The organism is Deltaproteobacteria bacterium (assembly GCA_016874755.1).
In the GTDB taxonomy this organism is placed as follows: domain Bacteria; phylum Desulfobacterota; class Binatia; order UBA9968; family UBA9968; genus DP-20.
Window position 1 is genome coordinate 1 of record VGTH01000062.1, and the last position, 24,512, is coordinate 24,512.

Annotated in this window: 23 protein-coding genes; 14 read left to right on the top strand and 9 right to left on the bottom strand. The window is 58.2% G+C overall.

Annotated features, from left to right (window positions below):
* The first annotated feature begins 301 nt into the window (after nt 1-301).
* The 9 genes from FJ145_24455 to pal all read left to right on the top strand — a co-directional run bounded on the left by FJ145_24455 (nt 302) and on the right by pal (nt 9,828).
* Nucleotides 302-1,819: a hypothetical protein gene (locus FJ145_24455; GenBank protein ID MBM4264563.1), complete on the top strand. Its 1,518-nt coding sequence runs from the start codon at nt 302-304 to the stop codon at nt 1,817-1,819.
* 70 nt (nt 1,820-1,889) lie between these two features.
* Nucleotides 1,890-3,452, top strand: coding sequence for a benzoate-CoA ligase family protein (locus FJ145_24460; GenBank protein MBM4264564.1), 1,563 nt, complete (start codon nt 1,890-1,892; stop codon nt 3,450-3,452).
* A gap of 61 nt (nt 3,453-3,513) precedes the next feature.
* Nucleotides 3,514-4,692 (top strand): ABC transporter permease, encoded by a 1,179-nt coding sequence (locus FJ145_24465; protein ID MBM4264565.1) that lies wholly within the window; start codon nt 3,514-3,516, stop codon nt 4,690-4,692.
* Between the two features lie 100 nt (nt 4,693-4,792).
* Nucleotides 4,793-5,650, top strand: a complete 858-nt coding sequence (locus tag FJ145_24470) for a branched-chain amino acid ABC transporter permease (protein ID MBM4264566.1) — start codon at nt 4,793-4,795, stop codon at nt 5,648-5,650.
* A gap of 114 nt (nt 5,651-5,764) precedes the next feature.
* Nucleotides 5,765-6,661: a branched-chain amino acid ABC transporter permease gene (locus FJ145_24475; GenBank protein MBM4264567.1), complete on the top strand. Its 897-nt coding sequence runs from the start codon at nt 5,765-5,767 to the stop codon at nt 6,659-6,661.
* Nucleotides 6,654-7,406, top strand: coding sequence for an ABC transporter ATP-binding protein (locus FJ145_24480; GenBank protein MBM4264568.1), 753 nt, complete (start codon nt 6,654-6,656; stop codon nt 7,404-7,406). Before FJ145_24475 ends, FJ145_24480 begins: the two co-directional genes overlap by 8 nt.
* Nucleotides 7,403-8,122, top strand: coding sequence for an ABC transporter ATP-binding protein (locus tag FJ145_24485; protein ID MBM4264569.1), 720 nt, complete (start codon nt 7,403-7,405; stop codon nt 8,120-8,122). The genes FJ145_24480 and FJ145_24485 overlap by 4 nt, the downstream gene beginning before the upstream one ends.
* 952 nt (nt 8,123-9,074) lie before the next feature.
* Nucleotides 9,075-9,506: a hypothetical protein gene (locus FJ145_24490; GenBank protein MBM4264570.1), complete on the top strand. Its 432-nt coding sequence runs from the start codon at nt 9,075-9,077 to the stop codon at nt 9,504-9,506.
* Nucleotides 9,436-9,828, top strand: coding sequence for a peptidoglycan-associated lipoprotein Pal (gene pal / locus FJ145_24495; protein ID MBM4264571.1), 393 nt, complete (start codon nt 9,436-9,438; stop codon nt 9,826-9,828). The genes FJ145_24490 and pal overlap by 71 nt, the downstream gene beginning before the upstream one ends.
* A 17-nt stretch (nt 9,829-9,845) precedes the next feature.
* On the opposite strand, the gene FJ145_24500 is transcribed toward pal, so the two are convergent.
* Genes FJ145_24500 through FJ145_24510 form a run of 3 tightly spaced genes read right to left on the bottom strand, consistent with a single transcriptional unit; the run spans nt 9,846 to nt 13,495 of the window.
* Nucleotides 9,846-12,428, bottom strand: a complete 2,583-nt coding sequence (locus FJ145_24500; GenBank protein MBM4264572.1) for an ABC transporter permease — start codon at nt 12,426-12,428, stop codon at nt 9,846-9,848.
* A gap of 27 nt (nt 12,429-12,455) precedes the next feature.
* A complete protein-coding gene (locus tag FJ145_24505; protein MBM4264573.1) occupies nt 12,456-13,118 on the bottom strand; it encodes an ABC transporter ATP-binding protein in 663 nt (220 codons plus the stop codon).
* A gap of 11 nt (nt 13,119-13,129) precedes the next feature.
* Entirely contained in the window at nt 13,130-13,495 is a 366-nt protein-coding gene (locus tag FJ145_24510; GenBank protein ID MBM4264574.1) for a DUF309 domain-containing protein, read from the bottom strand.
* Nucleotides 13,496-13,593: 98 nt separating this feature from the next.
* Between FJ145_24510 and rlmD the strand changes: the two genes are divergently transcribed.
* Together rlmD and FJ145_24520 are read left to right on the top strand one after the other, a co-directional pair.
* Nucleotides 13,594-14,898, top strand: coding sequence for a 23S rRNA (uracil(1939)-C(5))-methyltransferase RlmD (rlmD, locus tag FJ145_24515; protein ID MBM4264575.1), 1,305 nt, complete (start codon nt 13,594-13,596; stop codon nt 14,896-14,898).
* Nucleotides 14,899-14,910: 12 nt separating this feature from the next.
* Complete coding sequence (locus FJ145_24520) at nt 14,911-15,909, top strand: ABC transporter substrate-binding protein (protein MBM4264576.1); 999 nt, start codon at nt 14,911-14,913, stop codon at nt 15,907-15,909.
* A 230-nt stretch (nt 15,910-16,139) separates the two neighbouring features.
* Here FJ145_24520 and FJ145_24525 read toward each other — a convergent pair whose 3' ends face one another.
* On the bottom strand, nt 16,140-17,147 hold the full coding sequence (locus FJ145_24525; protein ID MBM4264577.1) for an ABC transporter substrate-binding protein: 1,008 nt from the start codon (nt 17,145-17,147) through the stop codon (nt 16,140-16,142).
* A gap of 188 nt (nt 17,148-17,335) precedes the next feature.
* On the opposite strand from FJ145_24525, the gene FJ145_24530 reads away from it, so the two are divergent.
* Nucleotides 17,336-17,746, top strand: coding sequence for a hypothetical protein (locus FJ145_24530; GenBank protein MBM4264578.1), 411 nt, complete (start codon nt 17,336-17,338; stop codon nt 17,744-17,746).
* 52 nt (nt 17,747-17,798) lie between these two features.
* Here the strand turns inward: FJ145_24530 and FJ145_24535 are convergent, their stop codons facing one another.
* A complete protein-coding gene (locus tag FJ145_24535) occupies nt 17,799-18,026 on the bottom strand; it encodes a hypothetical protein (GenBank protein MBM4264579.1) in 228 nt (75 codons plus the stop codon).
* Nucleotides 18,027-18,164: 138 nt separating this feature from the next.
* On the opposite strand from FJ145_24535, the gene FJ145_24540 reads away from it, so the two are divergent.
* Nucleotides 18,165-18,659, top strand: a complete 495-nt coding sequence (locus tag FJ145_24540) for a sulfopyruvate decarboxylase (GenBank protein ID MBM4264580.1) — start codon at nt 18,165-18,167, stop codon at nt 18,657-18,659.
* Between the two features lie 11 nt (nt 18,660-18,670).
* Nucleotides 18,671-19,285 (top strand): thiamine pyrophosphate-binding protein, encoded by a 615-nt coding sequence (locus tag FJ145_24545; protein ID MBM4264581.1) that lies wholly within the window; start codon nt 18,671-18,673, stop codon nt 19,283-19,285.
* Between the two features lie 45 nt (nt 19,286-19,330).
* Here the strand turns inward: FJ145_24545 and FJ145_24550 are convergent, their stop codons facing one another.
* The 4 genes from FJ145_24550 to lon form a co-directional block, all read right to left on the bottom strand.
* A complete protein-coding gene (locus tag FJ145_24550; GenBank protein MBM4264582.1) occupies nt 19,331-19,810 on the bottom strand; it encodes a glutathione S-transferase family protein in 480 nt (159 codons plus the stop codon).
* A 142-nt stretch (nt 19,811-19,952) separates the two neighbouring features.
* Nucleotides 19,953-20,687, bottom strand: a complete 735-nt coding sequence (locus FJ145_24555) for an SDR family oxidoreductase (protein ID MBM4264583.1) — start codon at nt 20,685-20,687, stop codon at nt 19,953-19,955.
* Nucleotides 20,688-20,703: 16 nt separating this feature from the next.
* The gene (locus tag FJ145_24560) at nt 20,704-21,366 is read right to left on the bottom strand and encodes an ABC transporter substrate-binding protein (GenBank protein MBM4264584.1); all 663 of its coding nucleotides are present in this window, start codon (nt 21,364-21,366) and stop codon (nt 20,704-20,706) included.
* Between the two features lie 414 nt (nt 21,367-21,780).
* Nucleotides 21,781-24,246 (bottom strand): endopeptidase La, encoded by a 2,466-nt coding sequence (lon, locus tag FJ145_24565; protein ID MBM4264585.1) that lies wholly within the window; start codon nt 24,244-24,246, stop codon nt 21,781-21,783.
* Nucleotides 24,247-24,512: the final 266 nt, after the last annotated feature.

The following is a 24,512-nucleotide window of genomic DNA, read 5'->3' on the forward strand; positions in this document are numbered from 1 at the left end:
CTGCGATTCGCAGAGCAGGGCGACCGCCGGTCGCCCCTACGAGGCGGCGTCGAAGCGGATATCTGTTGCCTTCGCTCCGGAAGAGTTTCACTTCGATCGCGCCGCAGCGATGAATAATCCGGGCTAGTATCGGCCAAGGCGCGCCCATGTCAAGTCAAGCTATTCTGCTTGACAGAAACATCTGCCCATCGCTAGATGATGGAACAAATCACATGCGCTGGGCGACCAGCCGGTCGCCCCTACCGAACCTCGGCAGCGCGATTGAACGGTTTGAACGGCTGGAACAAATCAAGGAGCTCATATGTCCGATCACTATGATGTCATCGTCGCCGGCGGCGGCTCAGCGGGTTGCGCCGTGTCTTCGCGCCTGTCGGAGGATCCCCATCGCAAGGTGCTTTTGCTTGAGGCCGGACCCGATCCGCAGCCGATACCGGAATCCGTCATGGACGCCGAGCAGAGCAATCAACTCTTGCTGCAAAGTCCTTACATCATGATGTACCCAACCCGGCGCGCGTTCGATGACAGCGAATTTTATTCGCTCGCCGGGCGCATCACTGGCGGCGGCTCGTCGGTCAACATGATGGCGATCCCGCGGCCGATCAAGGCCGACATGGACGCCTGGTCGTCGCAGGGCAATCCCGAGTGGACATGGGACAAAGTCTTACCTGTGTTAAGGCGCATGGAATCGGATCAAGATTTTCCCGACAGCCCGATCCACGGCAACTCCGGGCCGCTCTATGTAAAGCGCAAGCACTTGTTTGACGTGCCGATCAGCGCCCAGGAACAAGCGATGCTCGAAGCGTTGGTGAAATTGGGGATTCCGAAATTCGCAGACCAGAACATCCCTAACCCCCACGGTGTTGCGCCGCGGGCGAGCAATATCAAAAATGGCCGGCGCCAATCGGCTGCCGTGGCATATCTCGAATCGGCCCGAAGGCGCCCCAATCTCACAATCATCGATGATGCGCTTGTCGCTTCTCTAATTATCGACGGACTGAAGGCCAAAGGTCTGCGCTATCGCAAGGCCGGCCAAGAACACAGCGTTACGGCCGACAAAGTCGTGCTCTGCGCCGGCGTTTATCACTCGCCGCAGATTTTGATGCTATCCGGCATCGGCCCGCGCGCGGAATTGGAACGCCTCGGCATCAAAGTGGTTCATGGGCTCGAAGGCATCGGCGAAAATTATCAGGACCATCCGATGGTAACAATGACGGCGAAAGTAAAAGATGTCGACGCCAAGCTGCAGATGCGCGGCCGCTCGACGTTGAAGATTTATTACAAGAGCGATTCGGCGCGGGACTACATCGACTTTCACATCATCCCGCGCGAAGTCACCGAGATTAAGGGCATCGGCAACATGACCGGCTTTTCCTGCAACCTCTTGGAGCAAACCAACCGCGGCCGCCTGAAGCTGGCGAGCGCCAATCCGGAAGAACTGCCCAACGTCGACCCACAGGTGCTCGAACATCCCAACGACATCCGCCGCATGGTGAGCGCCATGCGCTTCGTCGAGAAGCTCTGCAACACCGAGCCGTTTAGCCAATTCTGCGGCGAGCTATTTTCACCGGGTCCGACCGAAGATTTCGAAAAGTTTGCGCGCACGAGCTACAACAGCTACTACCACGGCGTCGGCACCTGCAAGATGGGACCGGCGAGCGACCCCAAAGCGGTGGTCGATCAAGCGCTGCGCGTACACGGCGTGCAAAACCTCTGGGTCGCCGACGCGTCAATCATGCCGACGGTGGCGCACGCCAATACGAATCTAACCTGCATGATGATCGGCGAGCGCGGCGCGGACTTTGTCAAGGCCGCAAACTAACCAGCTCTAAGTTTGCTGCTAATGCAGTTTGTATAGTAGAAATCGCTTGTTCGTAACAATCGAGGTCTTTATGGCCGGCACGGATGCGGGTGCGCCGCCCACAGGCACAATTCAATATTACAACGCCGCTGAGGATTTGCTTGCCCGCAACTTGGCGGAGCGGCCGCACAAGATCGCTTATATCGATGACCAAGGCAGCTACTCGTTCGCCGATTTGGCCGGACGGGTCAACCGCTGCGCCAACGTGCTTACGGACCTCGGTTTGGCCATGGAATCGCGCGTCATGGTGTGCTTACTCGACACCATCGACTTTCCCGTGGTCTTTCTCGGCGCGATCAAAGCCGGATTGGTGCCGATCGCCGTCAACACGTTACTGACCAGTAACGATTTCGACTTCATGCTGCGCGACAGCCGCGCGCAGGCGCTGGTCGTATCGGACCCGCTGCTGCTCACCTTCAAAACAATTCTCGGGGCGCAGCCCCATCTCAAGCATGTGGTGGTGTCCGGCGGGGCATCGCAAGAATATCCATTGCTCGCCGAGCTGATGGCCCGGGAAGATAGCAGCTTCGAGACCGCGCCAACGCGGCCGGACGACGCCTGCTTTTGGCTTTACTCGTCCGGCTCCACAGGAACTCCAAAGGGCACTGTCCACGTGCAGACGAGCATGATCAAGACGGCCGAGTTGTATGCCCAGCCGATTCTCGGCATCCAGGAAAGCGACGTGGTGTTTTCTGCAGCGAAACTGTTTTTCGCCTACGGTTTGGGCAACGCGCTGAGTTTTCCGCTGTCGGTGGGGGCAACGACGATCTTGCTTGGCGATCGCCCGACGCCGCAGGCGGTTTGGAACATCTTGCGCGAGCGCAAGCCGACGATTTTCTACGGCGTACCGACGCTATACAGCGCCCTACTTGCCCATAGCGATTTACCCAAGCGCGACGAGCTCAAATTACGCCGCTGCACTTCGGCCGGTGAAGCATTGCCCGCCGACGTTGGCCGCCGCTGGGCGGAGCTGACCGGCGTCGACATTCTCGACGGCCTGGGTTCGACGGAGATGCTCCATATTTTTCTCTCGAATCGGCCCGGCGATGTCCGCTACGGCACCTCCGGCAAACCGGTGCCCGGCTACGAGATTCGCCTGGTCGGTGAAAATGGCAATCTCGTGACCAAAGGAGATATCGGCGAGCTGCAAGTTACTGGCCCGAGCAGTGCCGCCTACTATTGGAACAACCGCGACAAGAGCCGCGGCACTTTTCTCGGCCCTTGGACGCGCAGCGGCGACAAGTACACCGAAAGCGACGACGGCTACTTTACCTACGCCGGCCGCGGCGATGACATGCTCAAAGTGAGCGGCATTTGGGTGTCGCCCTTCGAAGTCGAATCCGCCATCGCCTCCCACGCCGCCGTGCTCGAAGCGGCGGTGGTTGGCCATGCCGACGAGAACGGTTTGATCAAACCCAAAGCTTATGTCGTGCTGCGGCCCAACACGCCGGCATCACCCGAGCTGGCGGCCGCCCTGCAGCAGCATGTGAAAAGCCACCTAGCGCCATACAAATACCCACGCTGGATTGAGTTCGTGAGCGAGCTGCCCAAGACAGCCACGGGAAAAATCCAACGCTTCAGGCTGCGCGCTTGAAATCGCCGATTCGTTCGTCAAACTACAAAAACCAATCTCGTCCACGGAGGACCCTGCAGTGATCGATCGGAATCGCCGTAAATTCTTAGCCCAAGCCGGTCTGTTCGCCACCGGCGCATTACTACCCAAACCCTTCGCCTTCGCCCAGGCGGGAAAAATCCGCGTTGGCTTGATGCTGCCCTACACCGGCACCTTCGCCGCGCTGGGGAACAATATCACCAACGGCTTCAAGCTCGCCGTCAACGAGCGGGGCGCAAAGCTTGGCGGCCGCGAGCTAGAGTATTTTACGGTGGACGATGAGTCGGAGCCGGCCAAGGCGCCGGAGAACACCAACAAGCTGGTACAGCGCGACAAAGTCGACGTGTTGGTCGGCACCGTGCACAGCGGCGTGCAGATGGGCATGGTCAAGATTGCCAAAGAAACCAACACGCTGATGATCATCCCCAACGCCGGTTTGGACGCCGCCACCGGCGCGCTGTGTGCGCCGAATATTTTTCGCACCTCCTTTTCCAACTGGCAGCCGTCCTACCCGATGGGTAAGGTGCTCGCCGATAGAGGCATCCGCAACGTCGTGTCGCTCGCCTGGAAATACGGCGCCGGCGAAGAAGCGGTGGCGGGTTTCACCGAAGGTTTTATCAAAGCCGGCGGCAAGTCGGTGCGCGGCCTGTGGATCCCATTTCCCAATGCCGAGTTTCAAGCGCTGCTCACCGAGATCGCGTCGATCAAACCGGACGCCGTGTTTGTGTTCTTCGCCGGCGGCGGTGCGGCAAAATTCATCAAAGACTATGCCGCGGCGGGATTGCGAAAGTCGATTCCGCTATACGGTTCCGGTTTCTTGACCGATGGGGTTCTCGACGCCACAGGCGCAGACGCCGACGGACTAGAGACCACGCTGCACTACGCCGACGGGCTCAATACCAAGCGTGACAAAGAGTTTCGCGCCGCCTACGCCAAAGCGTACAAGGCCGAGCCCGACGTTTACGCCGTGCAAGGTTACGATGCCGGATTGCTGTTGGCCGCCGGCCTGGAAGCGGTCCGCGGCGACGTCAGCAAACGCAAAGAAGTCATCGCCGCCATGGAGAAAGCCAAGATCGACAGCCCGCGCGGTGCCTGGACCATGTCGAAAGCCCACAACCCTATCCAAGACATCTATCTGCGCAAAGTGGTTGGCAAAGAAAACCGCTTCGTCAGCGTCGCCCACAAGGCCCTCGCCGACCCAGCGCGGGGATGCAAGATGTAAGGGAATCTTGCACCCCGAAGACACGAAGATCACGAAGGTAAGAGGAGAAAAATCAACTTTTTACCGAGCTTCGTGCCTTCGTGATGAATCTTAATTCCCCATGTTCTACCTCATTCAGTTACTGAACGCCGTCCAATACGGCCTGCTACTCTTCCTGCTCGCCAGCGGCCTGACTTTGATTTTCGGCGTCATGGGCGTGATCAATCTGGCCCATGGCGGCTTTTACATGGTCGGCGCCTATCTAACGTTTTGGTTGGCCAAAGCGACCGGCAACTTGTGGCTGGCGATTCCCATCGCTATCGTCATCGCTTTCATTATCGGCCTGCTGCTCGAAACGACCCTCATCCGCCGCCTTTACCGGCGCGATCATCTGTATCAGGTGCTGCTCACCTTCGGCCTTATCTTAGTCTTCGAGGAATTGCGCAGTATTCTTTTTGGCAATGACGTGCACGGCGTTGCCATACCGTCGATCTTTAATTATTCGATCCCGCTCACGGAAACGCTGTCTTATCCGGTTTACCGACTGTTCGTCACCGCGGTCTGCCTGGTGATCGCCGGCGTCATGTACTTCGTGATTCAAAAGACCCGGCTCGGCATGATGATCCGCGCCGGCAACAGCAACCGCGAGATGGCCGCCGCGCTGGGCGTCAATATCCCGCTGCTCTTCACTTTGGTCTTCGCCGTCGGCATGGCGCTGGCGGCGTTCGCGGGCGCCATCGCGGTGCCGATTACTTCGGTGGCGCCGGGCATGGGCAATCAGATCTTGATCATCTGTTTTGTCGTCGTGGTCATTGGCGGCATCGGCTCGATCAATGGCGCGATGATCGCGTCGCTGTTGATCGGCCTCGCCGACACCCTGGGCAAAGTCTTGGCGCCGGAATATTCCGGGGTCGCCGTCTACTTGCTGATGGCCGCCATCCTATTGTGGCGTCCCCAGGGACTGGCCAATCGATCTTAATTCACCGTGACCCACATCACGTTGCCGCGCTGGCTGCTCCTCTGCGTCGTTGTGCTGGTGGCGCTCGTGCCGCTAAGCGCGTCGACTTTCTATCTGCAGCTGGGCGCTAAGATCATGATCCTGGCGATCTTCGCCCTGAGTCTCGATCTGCTCATCGGCCATACCGGGCTCGTGAGCTTCGGCCATGCCGCCTACTTCGGCGTCGCCGCCTATACCCTGGCGCTAATCACACCGAAATATGAGGCGGCGAACTTTTGGCTCACGCTCCCTTTCGCCATCATTGTCGCCAGCGCCGCCGCGCTGATCATTGGCTTTTTGGTGGTTCGCACCGCCGGCATTTATTTCATCATGGTTACCCTGGCCTTTGCCCAGATGCTTTATGCCATCTTTCACGATACCAAGTTGGGCGGCGGCTCCGATGGCATCTACATCAACGTCCGGCCCGAGTTGACCGTTGCCGGCGTTAAGCTCCTCGATTTGGAAAGCCCGGCGCAGTTTTTTTATCTCGCGCTCATCGCGCTTGTTGCCGTCTATTTTGTCTTGAGCAAAATCTTGCACGCGCCCTTCGGCCGGGCGCTGGCGGGCATTCGGGTCAACGAGCAGCGCATGCGCTCCATCGGCTTCCCGGTTTTTTCCTACAAGCTCGGCGCCTTCGTCATTGCCGGCGCCCTCGCCGGTCTGGCCGGTTATCTTTCGGCCTGTCAGTTCGGTTTCGTCAATCCGGAAATCCTCGCGTGGCATCACTCCGGCACGGTTCTCATGATGGTGATCCTCGGCGGCATGGGGCGGCTCCATGGTGCCGTTCTGGGCGCCGCGGCCTACGTCCTGCTGCAAGAATTTCTCTCGGCGCAGGCGTTCTTCGGCACCTACGCCAAACATTGGCAACTGACGATGGGCGGTTTGATTGTGCTGATCGTCCTGGCGTTTCCCCACGGCATCGGCGGCCTCATCGATATTGCCCTACGGCGTCAAAGCAACCGTCGTACCGTTAATGAGGTCGCCCGTGTCTGAAGCGCTCCTGCAAGTGCACCATCTGAACAAGCGCTTCGGCGGCCTCACGGCAGTGAACGACGTGTCTTTATCGGTCGCGCCCGGCCAGCTGCACGCCGTCATCGGTCCCAATGGCGCCGGCAAAACAACCCTGACGAATCTGCTGTCGGGCGATCTATTGCCAACCAGCGGCACAATTATTTTTCATGGCCATGACATATCGGCATTTCCGCCAGAAAAACGCTCGCGCTTGGGCATTGGCCGCAGCTACCAGAAAACCAATATCTTCCCGAGCTTCACTGCGCTAGAGAACTGCCGGTTGGCGGCCCAGTCGCGCGCGCCGCGCCCGTTGAACTGGCTGCGCTCCGCAAACGGCTACGAAGACATTCTCGCTGGGTCGCAGCGCGCGCTCGACACCGTCGGTCTCTCACCTCGCGCCGACGATCCCGCCCTCGCCTTAAGCCACGGCGAGCAGCGCCAGTTGGAGATCGCCATGTGCCTCGCCACCGAGCCACAGCTGCTCTTACTCGATGAGCCGTTGGCCGGCATGGGCACCGAAGAGTCGCAGCGCATGGTGGCCCTGCTCGGCCGGCTTGCCGAAAGCCACGCCGTTTTGCTCATCGAGCACGACATGGATGCGGTCTTTGCGCTGGCGAAAGTTTTGACGGTGATGGTGGACGGTCAAGTGCTAGCAAGCGGCACTCCGGCGCAGATCCGCAGCAATCCTGAAGTACAGCGAGCCTATCTGGGGGAAATAGAGCCGTGAGCGAAGCGACGCCGATCATCGAAGCCCAGGGCTTGCACACCTATTACGGCGCCAGCCATATCTTGCACGGCGTCGATTTTTCCGTGCGCGCCGGGGAAACCGTCGGCTTGATGGGACGCAACGGCATGGGCAAGTCGACGCTGATCCGAACTCTGATGGGCCACGTGCCCGCGCGCCGCGGCGAGATCAAAATCAACGGCCATGTCATGACCGGCACCGCTGCCCATCTGATCGCTAGACAGGGCCTCGCCTACGTGCCCGAAGGACGCGGCATCTTCCCGAATCTTTCCGTTCGCGAAAATCTCCTCATGGCCGCTCGCCCCGGAATCAATGGCCAAACTCTGTGGAGCTACGACCGCGTGCTGGAGACTTTTCCACGACTGCGCGAGCGGCTAAGCCACGGCGGCCAGCAGCTCTCCGGCGGCGAGCAGCAGATGCTGTCGATTGGCCGAGCCTTAATGACCAACCCACAATTGCTGATCCTCGACGAAGCCACCGAAGGCTTGGCCCCATTGATCGCCAAGGAAATCTGGCGCATCATTAGGAGCGTCCGTGAGACCGGAATCGCTGCCGTGATCGTCGATAAAAACTTTGCTGAAGTTTCAGCGTTAACGGACAGAAATGTCATCCTCGTGAAGGGGCAGGTGGTCTACGAGGGAAGCGGCGGCGAATTGCGCTCTCGACCCGAAACGTTGCGGGAACACTTGGGGATTTAACCTCAGTCAAAGCCTTGGTCGTCAAAAGGTTGTCACCGTTAACTTCCCTTCACCTCGCCTGCGGCTTTACTCGTGCACAAGACTACAACTCCTGGTATACTTGTTGCGAAGTTATGCAAACGCAGCTGGCAGATTCTCTAGCAACAGCAAAGCAATAAAGCTTTTTGACTTTGTCGCCGTGACGGAACTCTCTTTTCCCTACGCAATAACAAAAGTCGCTGAGGATAGCTGCGACCGCTCGATTCCAAACATTCAGCAGTGGCGCGACTCCTTCGACCTCCGGCGTAGAGATTGGCTGATCTTAGGCAAGGGGCCCACCTACGCGAGCTTCGAAAAGGCCTACTTAGATGAATATTTCACCTGTTCACTTAATCACGTCGTGCGCGAACACTCTGTCGATCTAGCTCACGCAATTGACATCGATGTGGTTCGCCAGTGCGCTGATGCGATCGACCGCAATGCGCGATTTCTGATCCTGCCTTATCACCCACACGAAAATTGCGTCGCGAGCAAGCGCACGATTCACCACTTCGTCCGGGAAATACCCGTACTCCAGTCGCTGAAGGAGCAAGGCAGACTCGTGTGGTACAACCTGGCGACAGCCAAGAAACAGGTCGGCACTTCGCCACTCATTGAGGCTTGGAATTTTAGCGCGGAAGCGGCGGTGGACATTCTGGCTACATGCGGGGCGAGAATTATTCGTTCTCTTGGCGTCGACGGCGGCAACCAGTATGCGTCGTGCTTTGACGATCTACGCGCCACAACACTCCTCGCCAATACGCAAACATCTTTTGACAGCCAGTTCCGCCAAATCGCCAAGATCATTCGGCGCAAAGGGGTCTTTTACGCGCCGCTGCTGAAACAAGCGCCGATTCGTGTATTTGTCGGGACCGATAGAACGCAGCGGTTAGCCGCGCGTGTGCTGGAATACAGCATAAAGAAGCACGCCAGCATGAGCGTCGATGTTCAGTTTATGTGCGACATTCCGGTACCGCTGCCCAAAGACCGCGAAAACCAGCCGCGCACCGGATTTTCGTTCTCGCGTTTTCTCATTCCGTCGCTCTGCCAATACCGAGGGAAAGCGATCTATCTCGACGCCGACATGCTGGTCTTCGACGACATCGCCAAACTATGGGACTATCCGCTAGCTTCGGCGAAAGCAAACCGCAACCGGCAAAGGCATTGGACCCGGCACTCTAGTCGTCCTCGCTTTATTCATTGCGAGCTGCTCGACGACGGAAAAAATCGGCATACCGCTTTTTTCGCCTTTGTTCCCCGCGACGGATTCCGCACCGGCACGTTTACTCTCCGCCATGGAAGCAATCAGCCGCGGCGTTGCCTTGGTGACGCCCAGCAACGCTTCACTCAAAGATGTTTATTATGAATTTGACAGCACTGATCTAGCGGCCGATGCCCAGAACATCCTCAAACAAAACGCCGAATGGATGAAAGCCAATCCGAAAGCACGCGTCGAAGTCGAAGGCCATTGCGATGACGTCGGTTCAGCCGAATACAACCTGGCGCTCGGCGCCAAGCGCGCTCAAGTGGCCAAAGACTTCCTCGTCCAGCAAGGCATTGCGGCAGAGCGTTTGGTCACCATCAGCTACGGCAAGGAAGCGCCGGCCTGTTTCGAACTAACCGAAGAGTGCCGGGTAAGAAACCGCCGCGCCCGCTTCGTCATGTTTACTGAGCTGCCAACTTCCTAATCTACCCGCGCGGCAACTTATTCATAGCCAATCGCTGTTACGATCGGTGTTGCCGCCGCTTCGCGCGCCGGCCAATAGGCCGCCAGCATGCAAAGTGCCACGGCGAGCAGCAGCGTCAAAAACGCAATGCCGTAGGGGTAGTAGAACTGAAAGGTCCAACCGGTGAGAATTTTGGTGTTATAGACCACGTGATGGTACGCCATAATCGAGCCGGCGAATAATCCTAACAGCGCGCCGAGAGTCCCCATCCAACCCGCTTCCATCACCAGGACGCGGCGGATCTGCGCCTGCGTGGCGCCGATGGCGCGTAGCACGCCGAGCTCGCGGGTGCGGTCCAAGATCGACGCCAAAAGCGTATTGATCACGCTAAAGATCGCCACCACCACGGCGACGATTTCCACCGCGTAGTTGACGACGAACGACTGCTCCATGATGCGCACCACGGCGTCCTTCAATTCTCTATGGGTGCTAACGAACAAACGGTACTTCTCGCCATAGTCCATTTTGACTTTTTCGATCACGGCATCGATGTCGGCGCCTTGCTCGAGCCAGAGATCGAAGGCATCGACCAACTCATCGCGCCAATATTTTTTGTACAGCGCGCGGTCGATCAGCACACTGCCAATGTCGGAAGAATAGTCGACATAGACTCCCAGAATCGTTAGCCGCGCCGGTCCGGAAGGAGTTGCCAGTTCGATGCTATCGCCGGTGCTTTTGCCAAACTTGCGCTCGAAGCTTTCGCTGACCACCGCCCCTTTGGCTGCGCCCATGGCGCGCAGCACCTGCGCGCCATCGCCACGCGCCATTGGCAAGGTGCGCATAGCGGCTGACTCTGCGGCAGAAAAGGATTCGATGACGATCGGCTTGCCTTGATAGTTGGCCCGCACCAAGCGGTAAAGGTCGACTATCTTCACACCCGGTATGGTCTTTAATCCCGCCGCCGGTTCTTCGTGCAATGAGACATTGCGCGGCCCGGCGGTGCGCGCGCCGGAGCTGATGATGATATCGGCCGTCACCATCTGATCGACCCAGGCGAGCAGCGAGCCGCGCACGCTGTTGACAAAAGCCGCGATGGTAAAGATTGCCGCCAGGCTGATGATCATCGTTGCCACGGTGATGCCCGAGCGAAAGGGATTGCGCCGCAGACTATCGGAGGCAAGCCGCGTTTCAGCCCATGACATGCCCGGAATCGAAACCTGGCTTTGCCAAAATTTTTTCACCGCGAAATGAATCAATAGCGGACTGAAGAACGCCACGCCGAGCAAAAAGATCAACATGCCGACCACGCCAATGCTGAACTGCCGCACTGCACCTTCAGATAGCGGCGCCAGCGATACCATCGTTGCGGCGACGCCGAGCGACATCAAGCCTAGGCGCGTCGCCCACGAGCGGCCGCTTTGAAAGACCGGCCGCCAGGCCGCCTGCCGAACATTTTCCAAAGGACTGATGCGCAGCGCGGCGATGGCCGGATGGAGAGCGGCGAGCAACGCAACGCCCACCGCGCTCGCCGCGGCGAGCGCCAACTCGCTCCCGGTAAAGTCGCTGCCGAGGAGCCCGATGGAGGAAAAAAGATTGCGCACCGTCTCACCCACCGCCAGCAGCGCCGCTTGGGCGAGCGCCCATCCAAAAAGGCAACCAACGGCGGCACCGACCAGAGCCAAGATCACCGCCTCACACAGGATCAAACGCAGCAGCTCACCACGGCGCATGCCCAGACAGCGCAGCGCGCCGATCTCGCGTTTGCGCTGCACCACCGAAACCGAAACCGTGTTGTAGATCAAAAAAAATCCGACAAAGAGCGCAATCAGACTGACAAAAAACAGGCCAACGCGAAACGAAGTCAGCAACGACTCAATCTGCTCGCCGCGCTTTTTCGGCCGCTCCACCTCGGCGACGCCGCTGATCCGCTGGCGCAGGCGCGTTTGCACGGTCTCGACGCTGACGCCCTCTTCGACGGTCAGATCTATAATGTCGAGCTTGCGTTCCTTGCCAAAGGCGCGCTGCGCCACCGGCAAGTCCATTAGCGCAAAGTTGCCGGCAAAAACCTTGGCGGTGCCCTGCTCTTTGAGCAGCGCGCGGATTTGGTACTGCTGCTTGCCAACGCTAGTAACCAGCGCAATGCGGTCACCACGCTTGAGATTAAAGCGCCGGGCAAAACTTTCCGTGAGCGCGATGGCGTCAGGCTGAGCGATAAATGCCAAGGCCGCCTCAAATCCCAGTCCTTCGTCGGTAAACTGATGATCGCGCAGCGCGCCGTCGGTCAACAGATCGGCGCCAAAAACATAAAGCCGCTCCCGCTCCACACCGTGAACGGGTAGAAAACCATCAACTGCGGCCGCCACGTCGAGCACGCCTTCGGTGTCGCGCACCGCTGCCAACACCGACTCCGGCATGCCGCTCTCGGCGTTGGCGACCTGGAGCACCGCCTTGCCAGCGATCTGCTCGATGGTCGACTGAAATGAAGTGCTGAGCGAGCGGTTGACCAACGCAATCGCCACGATCACCGCCACACCCAGCGCCATGCCCAAAAACGTCAGCAGTGTGCGCAAACAATGGCGCCGCGCATGGCGCCAGGAGATGGTTGTCAGCAGTCTAAACATTGGGACGAAGTTACTCTTCACTCCTATTCACTCGAGTTTGCCATCGCGCAGCCGGATCACCCGATCGCCATAACGCGCCGCCGCCTCGCTATGGGTGACCATCACCACCGTGCAGCCTTGTTCCTGATTGATTTGCTTGAGCAGCGCTAAAATCGCTTCACCCGTTTTCGAATCGAGATTGCCGGTGGGTTCGTCGGCCAGCAAGATCGGCGGGTTAAACACCAGCGCCCGCGCAATGGCGATTCGCTGGATCTCACCGCCGGACATCGCCTCGGGAAGATGGGTTTTGCGATGCTCTAGGCCCACACTGTCGAGCAGCGCTTCCGCCCGTGCCTGCGCTTCTGCGTTGGGACGGCCTTCAAGCACAAAGGGCAGCGCGACGTTCTCGAGCGCAGTCAGTGTCGGCAGCAGATTGAAAAATTGGAACACGAACCCGATCTGCGTGCGGCGAAACAGCGTGATTTCGTCATCAGCCATTTGCCCGACCAATCTTCCCGCGACGAGCAGGTCACCGCCCGACGGCCGATCCAAACCACCGATAAGGTGCAGCAGCGTGCTCTTACCCGAGCCGCTCGCTCCCATAACCACCGCAAAGGAGCCCTTGGCGATATCCAACGAGACGCCATCAAGGGACACCACTTGGTTGGCGCCCTGTCGGTAGACCTTGCGAACGTCGATGCAGCGGATCATGCGCTGGGCAATCAGCAGATCAGAGCGATGGTGGGCGTGTCGATGGCAGCCGCTGCTTTTTGAGGATCGGCTTCGAGCTGCGTTAGATGACCGCGCACGGTGTGCAGCAGAGATTCGACATTGATACCGTAAAAAAAAGGCTCATAGGGCGCCAGCTTGTCGAGCCCGGTGCGCCACAACTTCACCGCGCCCACCGGCACGCCTTGCTGCAATTTGTAGTAACCCGCCGCAATCTGAATGATCGCCTGGTAAAACTTGCGATCTTCGCCACGCTCTTCCAGCCACAATTCTTCTAAAGTCTCGTGACACTCGAAAAACAGCTGGCGGTTAAATTCGTCAATGCCTTTGAGAAAGCGCGGGTCGTCTTGAGGTTCCATGCGTTCGCTAATCCTCCGCCAAAAAGCCGCGAAGGACGGCTGGCTTGAGACTGACTATGTGATCCGCGTCGCCTTTGTGGTTAATTGTCCTGGCGCCCATGACGCAGACTAACGCGAAAACTTCAGCCACGCTAGACGTCGAGCTCGACATCGATGCCCTCACTTACGGCCCCTACGGTATCGGCCGGCTCGACGGCAGGGCCCTGATGGTTCCCCACACAGCCCCGGGTGACCGGGTCCTCGCGCATATCATCGAGGCGCGAGAGCGCTACTCGGTCGGCGAGCTCATTCGCGTCATCACGCCATCACCGCTGCGCCAAGCGGCGCCTTGTGTCTATGTTCCCGAATGCGGCGGCTGCTCGTGGCAGCACATGCTTTACGAGGCCCAGCTCAAAGCCAAACAACAAAGTGTCGCCGACGCATTGCAGCGCATCGGCAAATTAGCCGACTTCGAGCTCCGGCCGATTATCGCTTCGCCCAAGGACCATCACTACCGCCGCCGCATTCGCTTGCAATGCGACGAGCGCAAACGACTTGGCTTCTATCGTTCTTCGTCGCACCAACTAATAGAAATCGACCGCTGCGTGATCGCCGACGATCGGATCAACGGCGTCATTGAGCTGCTACGCCCTTCGATCGCTCAACTTCGTACCCAGGTCGAACATGTCGAGATCATCCACGGCGACGGTACGGAGCAAGTTAAAATGGTGATTGGCGCCGCGGGTGACTGGAGCGCGTTGGACGAAGATCTTTGCGAACAGCTTGTGAGCGGACACAGCGCGATCAGCGGCCTGGTTGCGCACGGTCCCCGTTGGCGCAAAGTCTGGGGCCAGCCGTGGATCACGGTGCAGCTCACCGGCGATTTGGCCATGACTGTCGATGCCGACGTCTTCACTCAGGTTAACCCGGAAGGCAATCGAAAGATTCTATCGGCCCTGCTTGCGAGCGCGGCCTTTACAAGTGACGATCGAGTCTTGGAGCTCTACTGCGGCGCCGGCAATTTCACCCTGCCGATCGCCGCGCAGGCAAAGGAAGTCGTCGCTGTTGAAGGCTATCGGCCCGCCATCGCCAACGGCAAGCTCAACGCGCAAAAGCTCGGTCTCACAAATATCGACTGGATCTGTGCGGCGGTGCCGGAAGCTCTTAAACAATTGCGCAAGCGGCGGGAACAATTTGCCAAGATCGTGCTCGACCCGCCGCGCAGCGGCACCAAGGGTTTGGAAAAAGAGCTTGCCGGGTTGAATGCGACAGTCCTTGCCTATGTTTCCTGTAACCCTTCGACCTTGGCGCGGGATCTTGCCGGTTTGGCAAAACACGGGTACAAGCTTACCTTAGTGCAACCCATCGACCTATTCCCTCACACCTTTCACGTCGAGGCGCTGGGCCTTCTGCACAAGGAGTAGAAAGGAGCTCACATGAATATTCGACGAGCGGCGCGAGCCTCCCAAGCAGTAAGGGCGGCTATTTTGTTTAGTCTCATCGCCGTCGATCGCCCGGTCAACGCCGCCGATCGCCTGATCGGCCTGCACTCGGCGCAAGTGCTGTCACAATCGATGCCGTGGATCGCCCAGGAAGCGGGACTGTTCAAAAAGTACGATCTCGATTTCCACCTTGTTTTCATCTCATCGTCGCCGGTCGCCACCGCGGCAACGCTCAGCGGCGACGCTGAGATCGGCGTCACCGGCGCCATCGGCAACGTGCGCGCGTTCGTGCAAGGCTCAACAGACCTGGTTTTCATCGGCGGCATGAAAAACTTTCTCACCCACAATTTACTCGCGCGCCCCGAAATTCGCCGGCCGGAAGATCTGAAGGGCAAGAAGGTCGGTGTCGGCCGCTTCGGCGGCAACACCCACTACTTTGTCATCCAAGCTTTGAAGCGCCTGGGCATGGACGCCAGCAAAGATATCCAGCAGATTCAAACCGGCGGCTCACCTGAAACCGTCGCCTCCCTGGTAGGAGGCAACGTCGAAGCCGCCGCTATTGTCGCGCCGGGAGACTTCGTCGCCGCTTCGAAAGGCTTTCGCTACGTCATCAACGGCATCGACATGCGCATCCCTTATGGCGCGACTCAGGTCGTGACCCTACGCTCGCTGATCGCCAAACGGGGCCCAGTGATCGGCCGCTTCATGCGCGCCATGGCCGAGGCGTCCAACATCATGCACAGCGACAAAGCCTTCGTCTTCAAAGTCATGGGCAAACACATGCGCCTAACCGACGCCAAGGTATTGGAAGCCGCGTATCAGTCGGAGATCCCAGCGATGGAGCGTCGACTGGAGATTCAAGATGCCGCACTGCAGGCATCGCTGGATGAGATCGCGCCGCTCGATGCGCGGGCGAAAAATATCAAGCCGGCGGACATGATCGACCGGCGCTATTTAGTTGAGTTGGAGAAGAGCGGGCTGTTTGCAAGATAGCCATGAGGCTTTAGGCGCGAGGCTAGAGTTTGAGGAGAACCGGTGAAAGCCATCGATATTCACCATCACTACGTGCCGAAAAAATTGATCGACGAGACCAAGAAACACAGTAAGGCGTTGGGCGTCGATGTCACCGACGTGAAAGATAGTTGGGCGTTGTCGTTTGCCGGCAGTAAGCCCCACGCCCTACAGGGGCCGATCTTCGACGTCGAGAAACCTCGCGCTCATGCCTATTTCTGTCTGCCCCTATACAGACCGTCGATAAAGCCGCTGTCGTCGAGTTCTTTGATAAAACGGTTGTCGACGAATTCTTCGGGCTTAGCTGCTTTCGCTTTCGGATCGGTCTCGGCCATCGGCTCGAGAATTTTTTTGATGCCTTCCAAAGTCGGGTACTGTTTCGCCGGCAGGATCTCTTCGAGCACGCCTTCGTCGTACGCCTTCTCTAGAATATCTCGCTCCTGAACCTTGAGATACTGCGCTAACACCTTGAGCCCCGCCGCTCGATCGGTCTTGAGCGTGTGCACCGCCTCCACCTGCGATTTCACATAGCGGCGCACGACGTCCGGATTTTCGCGAATGAACGCGCGGGTGGTGCCGACACCGATGCTTTGATAGGGCAGACGGACAATTTGCATTGGATGGATGCCGCGCTTCTGCGCTCGAAAATTATCCGGCGCGCTGAGCATCGCTCCCTGAACTTTTCCCGTGTCCAATGCGCTTAGGCGTTCGGGGATCGTGCCGATCTGCACTAGCGTGACATCTTTCACCGGGTTGAGGCCGAGCCTTTGCAGAGCAATACGCCCTAGAGAATCGGATAGCCCGCCGAACGTTGCGATCGCAATGGTTCCGCCTTTGAGCTGCTCCGCCCTTTTGATCTCCGGCTTGGTCATGAGCCAATACTCCGCCATCACGTTTCCGCCGGCCACCATGACTGCATCGGCGCCCTTGAGAACCGCACTGACGACCGGCGGACCGGAAACCTGGCTGATCGGTGTTTCGCGGGCAACCAGCGCCATCGTCGTAATCGTGCCGCCGCGAAAATAGACGATCTGCACATCGAGCCCATTGCGCCGAAAGATTCCCGTCTCTTTCGCCGTCCATGCCGGCAGACCGGCAGCGCTGAGAGTGTTGTTGCCAATCGTGAGCTTGGTCAACGGCTGGGCCGGAGCGATTGAACAAAACGTCAAAGACAACCAAAAGCTAAGCAACCCGCTGAATCTTGTCATCGTTCCTCCCATCGTTGTTCACACTCTCTCCGGGGCAAAGCCCAAAAAGCCTCATGCCGTTCGGGCAATAGGTCTTTCCCTTGTCTGACTTCCGGCACATCCCATTCTTTCATCCCTACCAGGGTCATCGCTGCTTCTCGTGATCGCCGCGTCCGGACGTGCTATCTTCGGACGCTGAATCTAATCCAAATCGATCGCAAATGACACAAGAATCACGCCGCGACTTTCTCTTGCCGTTTCGCCACCGCGACTTTGCGGTGTTTTGGAGCGGCTCGTTTTTGTCAAGCATGGGGACGCAGTTCACGACGTTGGCAATGGCCTGGCAGCTCTATGAGCTGACCGGCGCCGGCGATACCATCAGCTCAATTTTGCGCTCGACCATCAACCAGCTGAGTACACCGGATGAACTGCGCGGCCGCATGTCGTCAATCAACAGCCTGTTCACCAGCAACGGTCCGCAGTTAGGGGAGTTCGAATCCGGCGTCGTCGCTGCCTGGATCGGCCCGCAAGGCTCGGCGCTGACCGGAAACCTGGCCACGCTTCTAATGGTCGCCATCGTGGCGATCAATTTTCCGCAGCTGCGCCGCTACGAAATCGCCAAGACCGCGTAGATTTTGGGGTTTAGATTCTTGTGAATTGGAGTCGTTCCATCCGACTGTTGCCTCATGCCTTCTTACGCATGAGCGGCCAAAGCAGAAACACCACCGTCACAGCGATCAGCACAGCACAAATGGGCCGCGTGACGAAGATCGCGAAGCTGCCACGTGAAATCAGCAGCGATTGGGGCAACGAAGTTTCCATGATCGGCCCGAGCACCATGGCGAGGATGAACGGCGCGCCTTCGAAGCCTGACCGGCGCAGAAAAAAACCGACGACACCGAAGGCGAGCATGATCACTATTTCACTTTAGGTCTCTCCTCCGCTTAAGTCGCCCTCTCTGCTAACAGAAGTGCCGGCAAAGTGTCAATCATTTCATGATTTGCTTGACAGTATTGCAGAGGTTCACTAGAACCAAAGTCGAGGCAACCTATGGGAACCGTCGCAGGTGCACAAAACATTCTGAGCAGCTTGAAAGAAGCGGGCATCAACTTGATCGCGAGCGTGCCGGACATCAACATGCTCCAGCTGATCAACTTGCTCTACGAAGACAAGCAGATTACCCACATTCCGGTGGGCCGAGAAGAGGAAGGCATCGGCGTCTGCACCGGCGCCCACCTGGGCGGCAAGAAACCCGCAATGCTGATGCAAAACGGCGGCTTATTGAATAGCTGTAACGGCCTGACCACGACCGCTTTGCAATTTGGCATTCCGGTTTTGCTCCTGGTCTATTACGCCGGCGATATCGGCGACAACGCGTTTCACATGCTCGGTCTAGTCACCGAACCCGTGCTCGACGGGCTTGGCATCAAGTACATCGTCCTGCGCGATCCGACGAAGGTCAAGCAAGACATCGCCGGCGCCGTCACATTGACCAACAACTCGAAACGGCCGGTCGCCCTGCTGCTCACCCGCGCTGTCCTGTAGAAAGAACGAAAATGAAACGCTACGAGTGCCTGCAAGCAATCGCGCCGCTGATCAAAGACGAACTGTTCGTCACCACCGCCGGCGGCGCCACCAACGAGTGGTCGGCGTTGCACCCTAGCGACGGCAATATCCAGGTAAAAACGCTCGGGCTCTGTTCGTCGATCGGCCTCGGCTTGGCCGCGAGTTTGCCCAAACGCAGAGTCTTCGTCTTCGACGGCGATGGCGCGCTGTGGATGAACTTGGGCTCGCTCGCAACCATCGGCCTGCATCGGCCGAAGAATCTGATCCACATCTGCTGGGACAACAAGCAGTACGAATCGTCCGGCGGCGAGCCAACGGTGGCTACCGCGGGGAGAATTGATTTCGCCGGCATCGCCCGCAACGCCGGCATCAAAAGCGCCAAAGCGGCAGCGACGGTCGCAGAATTGAAAGACGCCGTCGCCTTCGCGCTCAACAACGACGGCCCCCATTTCATCTGGGCACAGATCGAAGCCGGCCGCGCCGAGGTCCCGCCACTGCGCGTCGATGAGTTGGAAAACAAATACCGCTTCCTGCGCTACATCGAGCAGACCGAAGGCATCAACATTCTCAGCCTCCCGCAGTCGGCCAGCTACCTGCTCAAATAAATCAGGCTGGGCGGACACATAGGTCCGCCCCCACGAGCCTTCGGATCACGGCGTCGCCCGCACCGTCGGGCGCGCGAGCAAACGCTTCATCCACGCTTTGACATGGGGCGTCGAGTCGTCGATCGTCGTCTGATAGCGATCGAGCCGGCAGAAAAACGGAATATAGGTGATATCCGCCAACGAATACTCCCCGGCTATGTATTCCCGGGTCGCCATCTCGCGGTCCAACGTACCGAGGTACTCCTTGATTCTTGCTTTCGACTCTTCGACTTTGTAGTCGTGCGCGACGTAGCCGCCAGCCTGCTGCAAGCGCGTATTGCAGTAGTCGATCCAGATGCGCGCCCGGGAACGCGTCACCGGATCCTTCGGCATGAGCGGGATCTGCGGGTACTTCTCTTCGAGATATTCGTTGATGATCGCCGATTCGTAGACGACCGCGTCGCCATCCACCAGAACCGGCACTTTGCCGTACGGGTTCAGCTCGAGCAAATCTTTCGACTTGTTCTTGAGATCGCACTCGATCAATTCGTGGAGAATTTTCTTTTCGGCCAGGACAAGCCTTGTCCTGTGGGCGTAGGGTCAAGGTCCGTAGGAAAATAGTTTCATGGGAAACCCTCCGTTCTGGCCTCGCCTTTAGCACGGCTGCGCGAGAAATTACAATGGCTGTTTAAGTTCGGCCGACTTCGATCAGCTGCCCGGAGACATAGTCGGAGTCGCTACAGGCAAAAAAGACAAACGGCGCGGTGATCGCATCGGGCGACACCGCGGGCCGGTCGCGCCGAGCGATGCCGAGGACCTCGCGGCGGAATTTCGTCAGTTCTTCGGTCATCCGAGTGTCGGCCACCGGCGAGATGCAATTCACTTGAATATTGTGCGACTTGAGCTCGCTGGCGGCGTTTTTGGTAAACGCGACGATGCCACCTTTGGCCGCCGCATAGTCGGCCACGCCGTAGGAGCCACGCAATGCGGAAGGCGCGGCGATATTGATGATCTTGCCCTTGCTCTGCTGCTTCATGAAGGGAATGACTGCTTGCGTGCAATTGAACGTCCCCTTGAGATGGGACCCGAGAGTTTCGTCCCAGCGCGCTTCGGAAATATTTTCCAGCGGCGCCAAACGCAGATTGCCGGCGTTGTTGACCAACACATCGATGCGCCCCCACTTGGCGACAATCGCCTGCACCAACCGATCGATTTCGCCGCGCCGCGCCACGTCGGCCATCATGGCGATGCAATCACCGTCCAGGGCGAGAATCTCGCGCTCGACCTTGTCCAGCGCCTCGCGATCTTGCAACGCCGTGATCGCCACGCGCGCGCCTTCGCGGGCAAACGCCAACGCCACGGCCTTGCCGATTCCCCGGCTTGCGCCCGTGACAATTGCTACCTGTCCATCGAGTCTAGCCATTTAGTTTACCGCCGCTTCAGTTGGCTTTTTCTTTCATGTTGCTGAGCACCGTCGAAAATGAATTTTTATTAAGCGCGGTGCGAAACTGCTCTCGGTAGTTGCGCACAATCGAGATGTCTTCGACCACCACGTCATAGATGCGCCACTTCCCCTCTGACTTGTGGAGACGATAGAGCACCGAATACCGCTGCCGATCCTTGGCGATGAGCTGGGTGTCGACTTCTGCGAAATCGCCGTCGATTTTCTCGCTCTTGTAGGCGACCTGCTGGCCATTGTAGAGGGCAATCTGGTCAGCATAGGTTTTTCCCAACAGTTTAGTGAACACCGCAACAAATTCGCTTTGTTGCTGCCCATCGATGACGCGCCATTGCGCACCGAGCGAGCGCATCGCCATCTCTCTAAAGTCGAACACCGGATAAACAATTGGCCGGAGCCGCTCGATGGTCTCGACGCGCTGCTTGCGGTCGCGCAGATTGACGTCTTTGATCACGTCTACGCCGCGATCGATGGCGCTGCGAATAGCATCGGTTGGCTCGCCAGCGAAAGCCCAGCGCAACTCTCCCATCAAGAGCAGCACCGCAACTGCGCACACCAAACCCAAGCGTTTTTGCCGCATCGCCATCATGCAAGTTAGACTAACTGAATCGGCTGGCAATTCAAAATGGTTTCGCTCAAACAAAAAAGGGCACCTTCCTCAGGTGCCCTTTTTTTGCGCGTTTATGCGCAATGGCGAATATCTGTATTTTGCTCCCCGCCTCCAGCACCCAAGCCAACCGAAAACCTTATCCTGGCTGCTTTCAAGTCACGGCCTGCGCCTTCCTATTTTTTGTCGCTTCAGAGCGACTTGTACTCACGAATACAGGGTTGAGGCCGGCACTACGACCCTTTAACCAAGATGATTAGAGCTTCTTTGGCCTGCCGCCAGTAGCGGGCGATCTTGCTCCGGTGGAGTACAATCTTGCATGTTCAAGACCCCTCCTTTCACTTTCACTGGGGCCTGGCCGCGCGATCCATCTGGCCCCCACGCCGAGCGGCGTTTCAATGAATCCATGCGTAGTCTGCTACGAATAAAACTTTTGTCAAGCAAAAAATTCTAGTGCTGCCAAGTGGCCAAATCGCCGCCATCTTTCTCAAGACTACCATGACGACTCTCAACCCCACGCACGGCTGCGGCAAGACCGTGCGCCAGCGCTTCATCGACAGTTTCAATAAACTCAAATTGCATCGTCTCCCGCACGCTAGCCGACAGCTCTTCGAGATCCTTACGGTTGAGCGCCGGCAACAGCACTTTACCAATGCCGGCGCGTTTAGCCGCAAGCACTTTTTCCTTGATGCCGCCCACCGGCAGCACCAGGCCGCGCAAGCTAATCTCGCCGGTCATCGCCACGTCGTTGCGCACCCGGCGGTCGGTGATCAAAGAGACCAACGCCGTAAACAGCGTCACGCCCGCGCTCGGTCCGTCCTTAGGAATCGCACCGGCTGGCAGATGGATATGCAAATCTTGTGTTTTGAAAGCACTATCGTCGATGCCCAATGACGCCGCCCGTGATTTCACCAGGCTGAGAGCCGCCTGAGCGCTCTCCTTCATCACGTCGCCGAGCTGGCCCGTGAGGATCATCTTGCCATCGCCGTTCATCTTGGTCGCTTCGACGAACAAGATGTCGCCACCCACCGGTGTCCAAGCCAAACCTGTCGCGACGCCGGGCAAACTCGTGCGCAGCGCCACCTCATTGAAAAACTTCGCCGGCCCGAGATAACTGCGCACCGAGTGGGCGTTCACCATCACGTGCTCGCTGTTGCCCTCGGCGATGCGGGTTGCCACACCGCGGCAAATGGCGCCGATTTCCCGTTCCAGTTGACGCACACCGGCTTCGCGAGTGTAGCTGCGAATCACCTCGGCCAACGCATCGTCCGTGATCGTCAAGTGCTCGTTGCTCAAACCGACGCCCGCCAACTGGCGCGGCACTAAGTAGCGGCGCGCAATGACCGCTTTGTCTTCTTCGGCATAGCCAGGCAGCTCGATCACTTCCATGCGGTCGCGCAGCGGTCCGGGGATCGAGTCCAGCATATTCGCGGTTGCCACAAACAACACCTGGCTCAGGTCAAACGGCACATCGATATAGTGATCTTGGAACGTGCCGTTCTGTTCCGGGTCTAACACCTCGAGCAGCGCCGCACTCGGATCGCCTTGATAGCTGGCATTCAACTTGTCGATCTCGTCGAGCAAAAACACCGGATTCTTGCTCCCGGCTCTCTTGATGCCTTGAATGATCCGCCCCGGCAGCGCGCCAATGTAAGTCCGGCGGTGGCCGCGAATCTCCGATTCATCATGCACGCCGCCCAAACTTTGGCGCACGAACTTTCGTCCCATCGCCGTCGCGATGCTCTGGCCGAGCGAAGTCTTGCCCACGCCCGGAGGGCCGACAAAGCACAGAATCGGGCTCTTGCCCTGCGGGTTCAGTTTACGCACCGCGAGAAATTCCAAGATGCGCTTTTTGACTTTGTCGAGATCGTGGTGATCGGCGTCAAGCACAGCGCGCGCCTTGTTGAGATCGATGCTCTCTTCAGTGGCCACATTCCACGGCAAATCAAGCAGCCAGTCGAGATAGTTGCGCACCAAAGAATTTTCCGGCGAGCTCTCGGACATGCGCTCCAGGCGAGCGATCGCTTTGTTGGCTTCCTGCTCCGCCTGCTCCGGCATCTTGGCTTCGGCAACTCGTTTTTTTAGGTCTTCGAACTCGGAGGCCTTGCCGTCCGAATCCCCCAGCTCTTTATGGATCGCCTTCAACTGCTCGCGCAGCATGTATTCACGCTGGGTCCGATCCATCGATTCTTTGGCTTCGGAACCTATCTTGTTGCTGAGCTCCAAGATTTCGACGCGGCGGCTGAGCTTTTCTGAGACTTTTCTAAGCCGCGCTTCCAGGTCGAACGTCTCCAACAACTCCTGCTTCTCCGGCAGCGGCACATCGAGCCACGAAGCCACAAAGTCAACGAACGCCGACGGATCGCGCAGGTTCTCGACCATGGCCGATACGTCCTGCGCCGCCGCCGGCAACAAGGCCAAAGCGCGCTGCACCTCATGGCGCAAATTCAAAAGCCGCGCTTCGAACTCTTTGCTCGCCGGCACGTCATCGGTCAGATAGGCCACCCGGGCGATGAGATAGGGTTCGGTTTGAATGTAGTTGATGACCCGAAACCGGCGCGCACCCTGCACGACTGCCTGCTGGCGGCCGCTGGGCGATTGCATGACCCGCAAGATTTCCGCTGCGGTGCCGGTCGAATACAAGTCAATCGGTTGAGGCACATCGGTTTTAGGATCACGCTGGCAGAGCACACCAATATTCTTTTCCTTGCGCACCGCTTCTTCCACCGCCAGCGCGCTAATCTTGCGGCCAAAACCGAGCGGCGCCATCGTCATCGGAAACAACACCCAATTGCGTAGCGGCATGATGATCAGGGCATCGTCCGGCAATTCGGCAACCGGCCGCTCGGCGCCGTGGGGCGCAGTGGCGGCAGCCAACTCCATCGAAAGCTCCTTCGGGTCCTGTGTTGCATTCATGCTCGTCAATTTAATCACTCCTTTGGCGTTTGGCACGATTTCGGAAAACTCCCTCCCTGCGTTCCCCCCACTGCCATTGCTGCAAACACCGAACCAACCTTGAAAACGTGGTGACGGCAAAGCCGATTGTCAAGGTAGTCCATAACTCCGCTCTAAGCCCACGCGGGTTTCAGAAACTGTAGGGTTTTCAGGAAGTTTTGGGGTATTGGGATTCGCCCATTGGGCGAGTTTTTTCTTGACTTGTATCTGGTTAGTGTTTTATATTT

Excerpts from the sequence above, each read along its gene's own strand:
- FJ145_24455 (MBM4264563.1), top strand. The coding sequence starts at position 302 with ATGTCCGATCACTATGATGTCATCGTCGCCGGCGGCGGCTCAGCGGGT.
- FJ145_24460 (MBM4264564.1), top strand. The coding sequence starts at position 1,890 with ATGGCCGGCACGGATGCGGGTGCGCCGCCCACAGGCACAATTCAATAT.
- FJ145_24470 (MBM4264566.1), top strand. The coding sequence starts at position 4,793 with ATGTTCTACCTCATTCAGTTACTGAACGCCGTCCAATACGGCCTGCTA.
- FJ145_24475 (MBM4264567.1), top strand. The coding sequence starts at position 5,765 with ATGATCCTGGCGATCTTCGCCCTGAGTCTCGATCTGCTCATCGGCCAT.
- FJ145_24490 (MBM4264570.1), top strand. The coding sequence starts at position 9,075 with ATGAGCGTCGATGTTCAGTTTATGTGCGACATTCCGGTACCGCTGCCC.
- pal (MBM4264571.1), top strand. The coding sequence starts at position 9,436 with ATGGAAGCAATCAGCCGCGGCGTTGCCTTGGTGACGCCCAGCAACGCT.
- FJ145_24500 (MBM4264572.1), bottom strand. The coding sequence starts at position 12,428 with ATGTTTAGACTGCTGACAACCATCTCCTGGCGCCATGCGCGGCGCCAT.
- FJ145_24505 (MBM4264573.1), bottom strand. The coding sequence starts at position 13,118 with ATGATCCGCTGCATCGACGTTCGCAAGGTCTACCGACAGGGCGCCAAC.
- FJ145_24510 (MBM4264574.1), bottom strand. The coding sequence starts at position 13,495 with ATGGAACCTCAAGACGACCCGCGCTTTCTCAAAGGCATTGACGAATTT.
- rlmD (MBM4264575.1), top strand. The coding sequence starts at position 13,594 with ATGACGCAGACTAACGCGAAAACTTCAGCCACGCTAGACGTCGAGCTC.
- FJ145_24520 (MBM4264576.1), top strand. The coding sequence starts at position 14,911 with ATGAATATTCGACGAGCGGCGCGAGCCTCCCAAGCAGTAAGGGCGGCT.
- FJ145_24525 (MBM4264577.1), bottom strand. The coding sequence starts at position 17,147 with ATGGGAGGAACGATGACAAGATTCAGCGGGTTGCTTAGCTTTTGGTTG.
- FJ145_24530 (MBM4264578.1), top strand. The coding sequence starts at position 17,336 with ATGACACAAGAATCACGCCGCGACTTTCTCTTGCCGTTTCGCCACCGC.
- FJ145_24535 (MBM4264579.1), bottom strand. The coding sequence starts at position 18,026 with ATGCTCGCCTTCGGTGTCGTCGGTTTTTTTCTGCGCCGGTCAGGCTTC.
- FJ145_24540 (MBM4264580.1), top strand. The coding sequence starts at position 18,165 with ATGGGAACCGTCGCAGGTGCACAAAACATTCTGAGCAGCTTGAAAGAA.
- FJ145_24545 (MBM4264581.1), top strand. The coding sequence starts at position 18,671 with ATGAAACGCTACGAGTGCCTGCAAGCAATCGCGCCGCTGATCAAAGAC.
- FJ145_24555 (MBM4264583.1), bottom strand. The coding sequence starts at position 20,687 with ATGGCTAGACTCGATGGACAGGTAGCAATTGTCACGGGCGCAAGCCGG.
- lon (MBM4264585.1), bottom strand. The coding sequence starts at position 24,246 with ATGAATGCAACACAGGACCCGAAGGAGCTTTCGATGGAGTTGGCTGCC.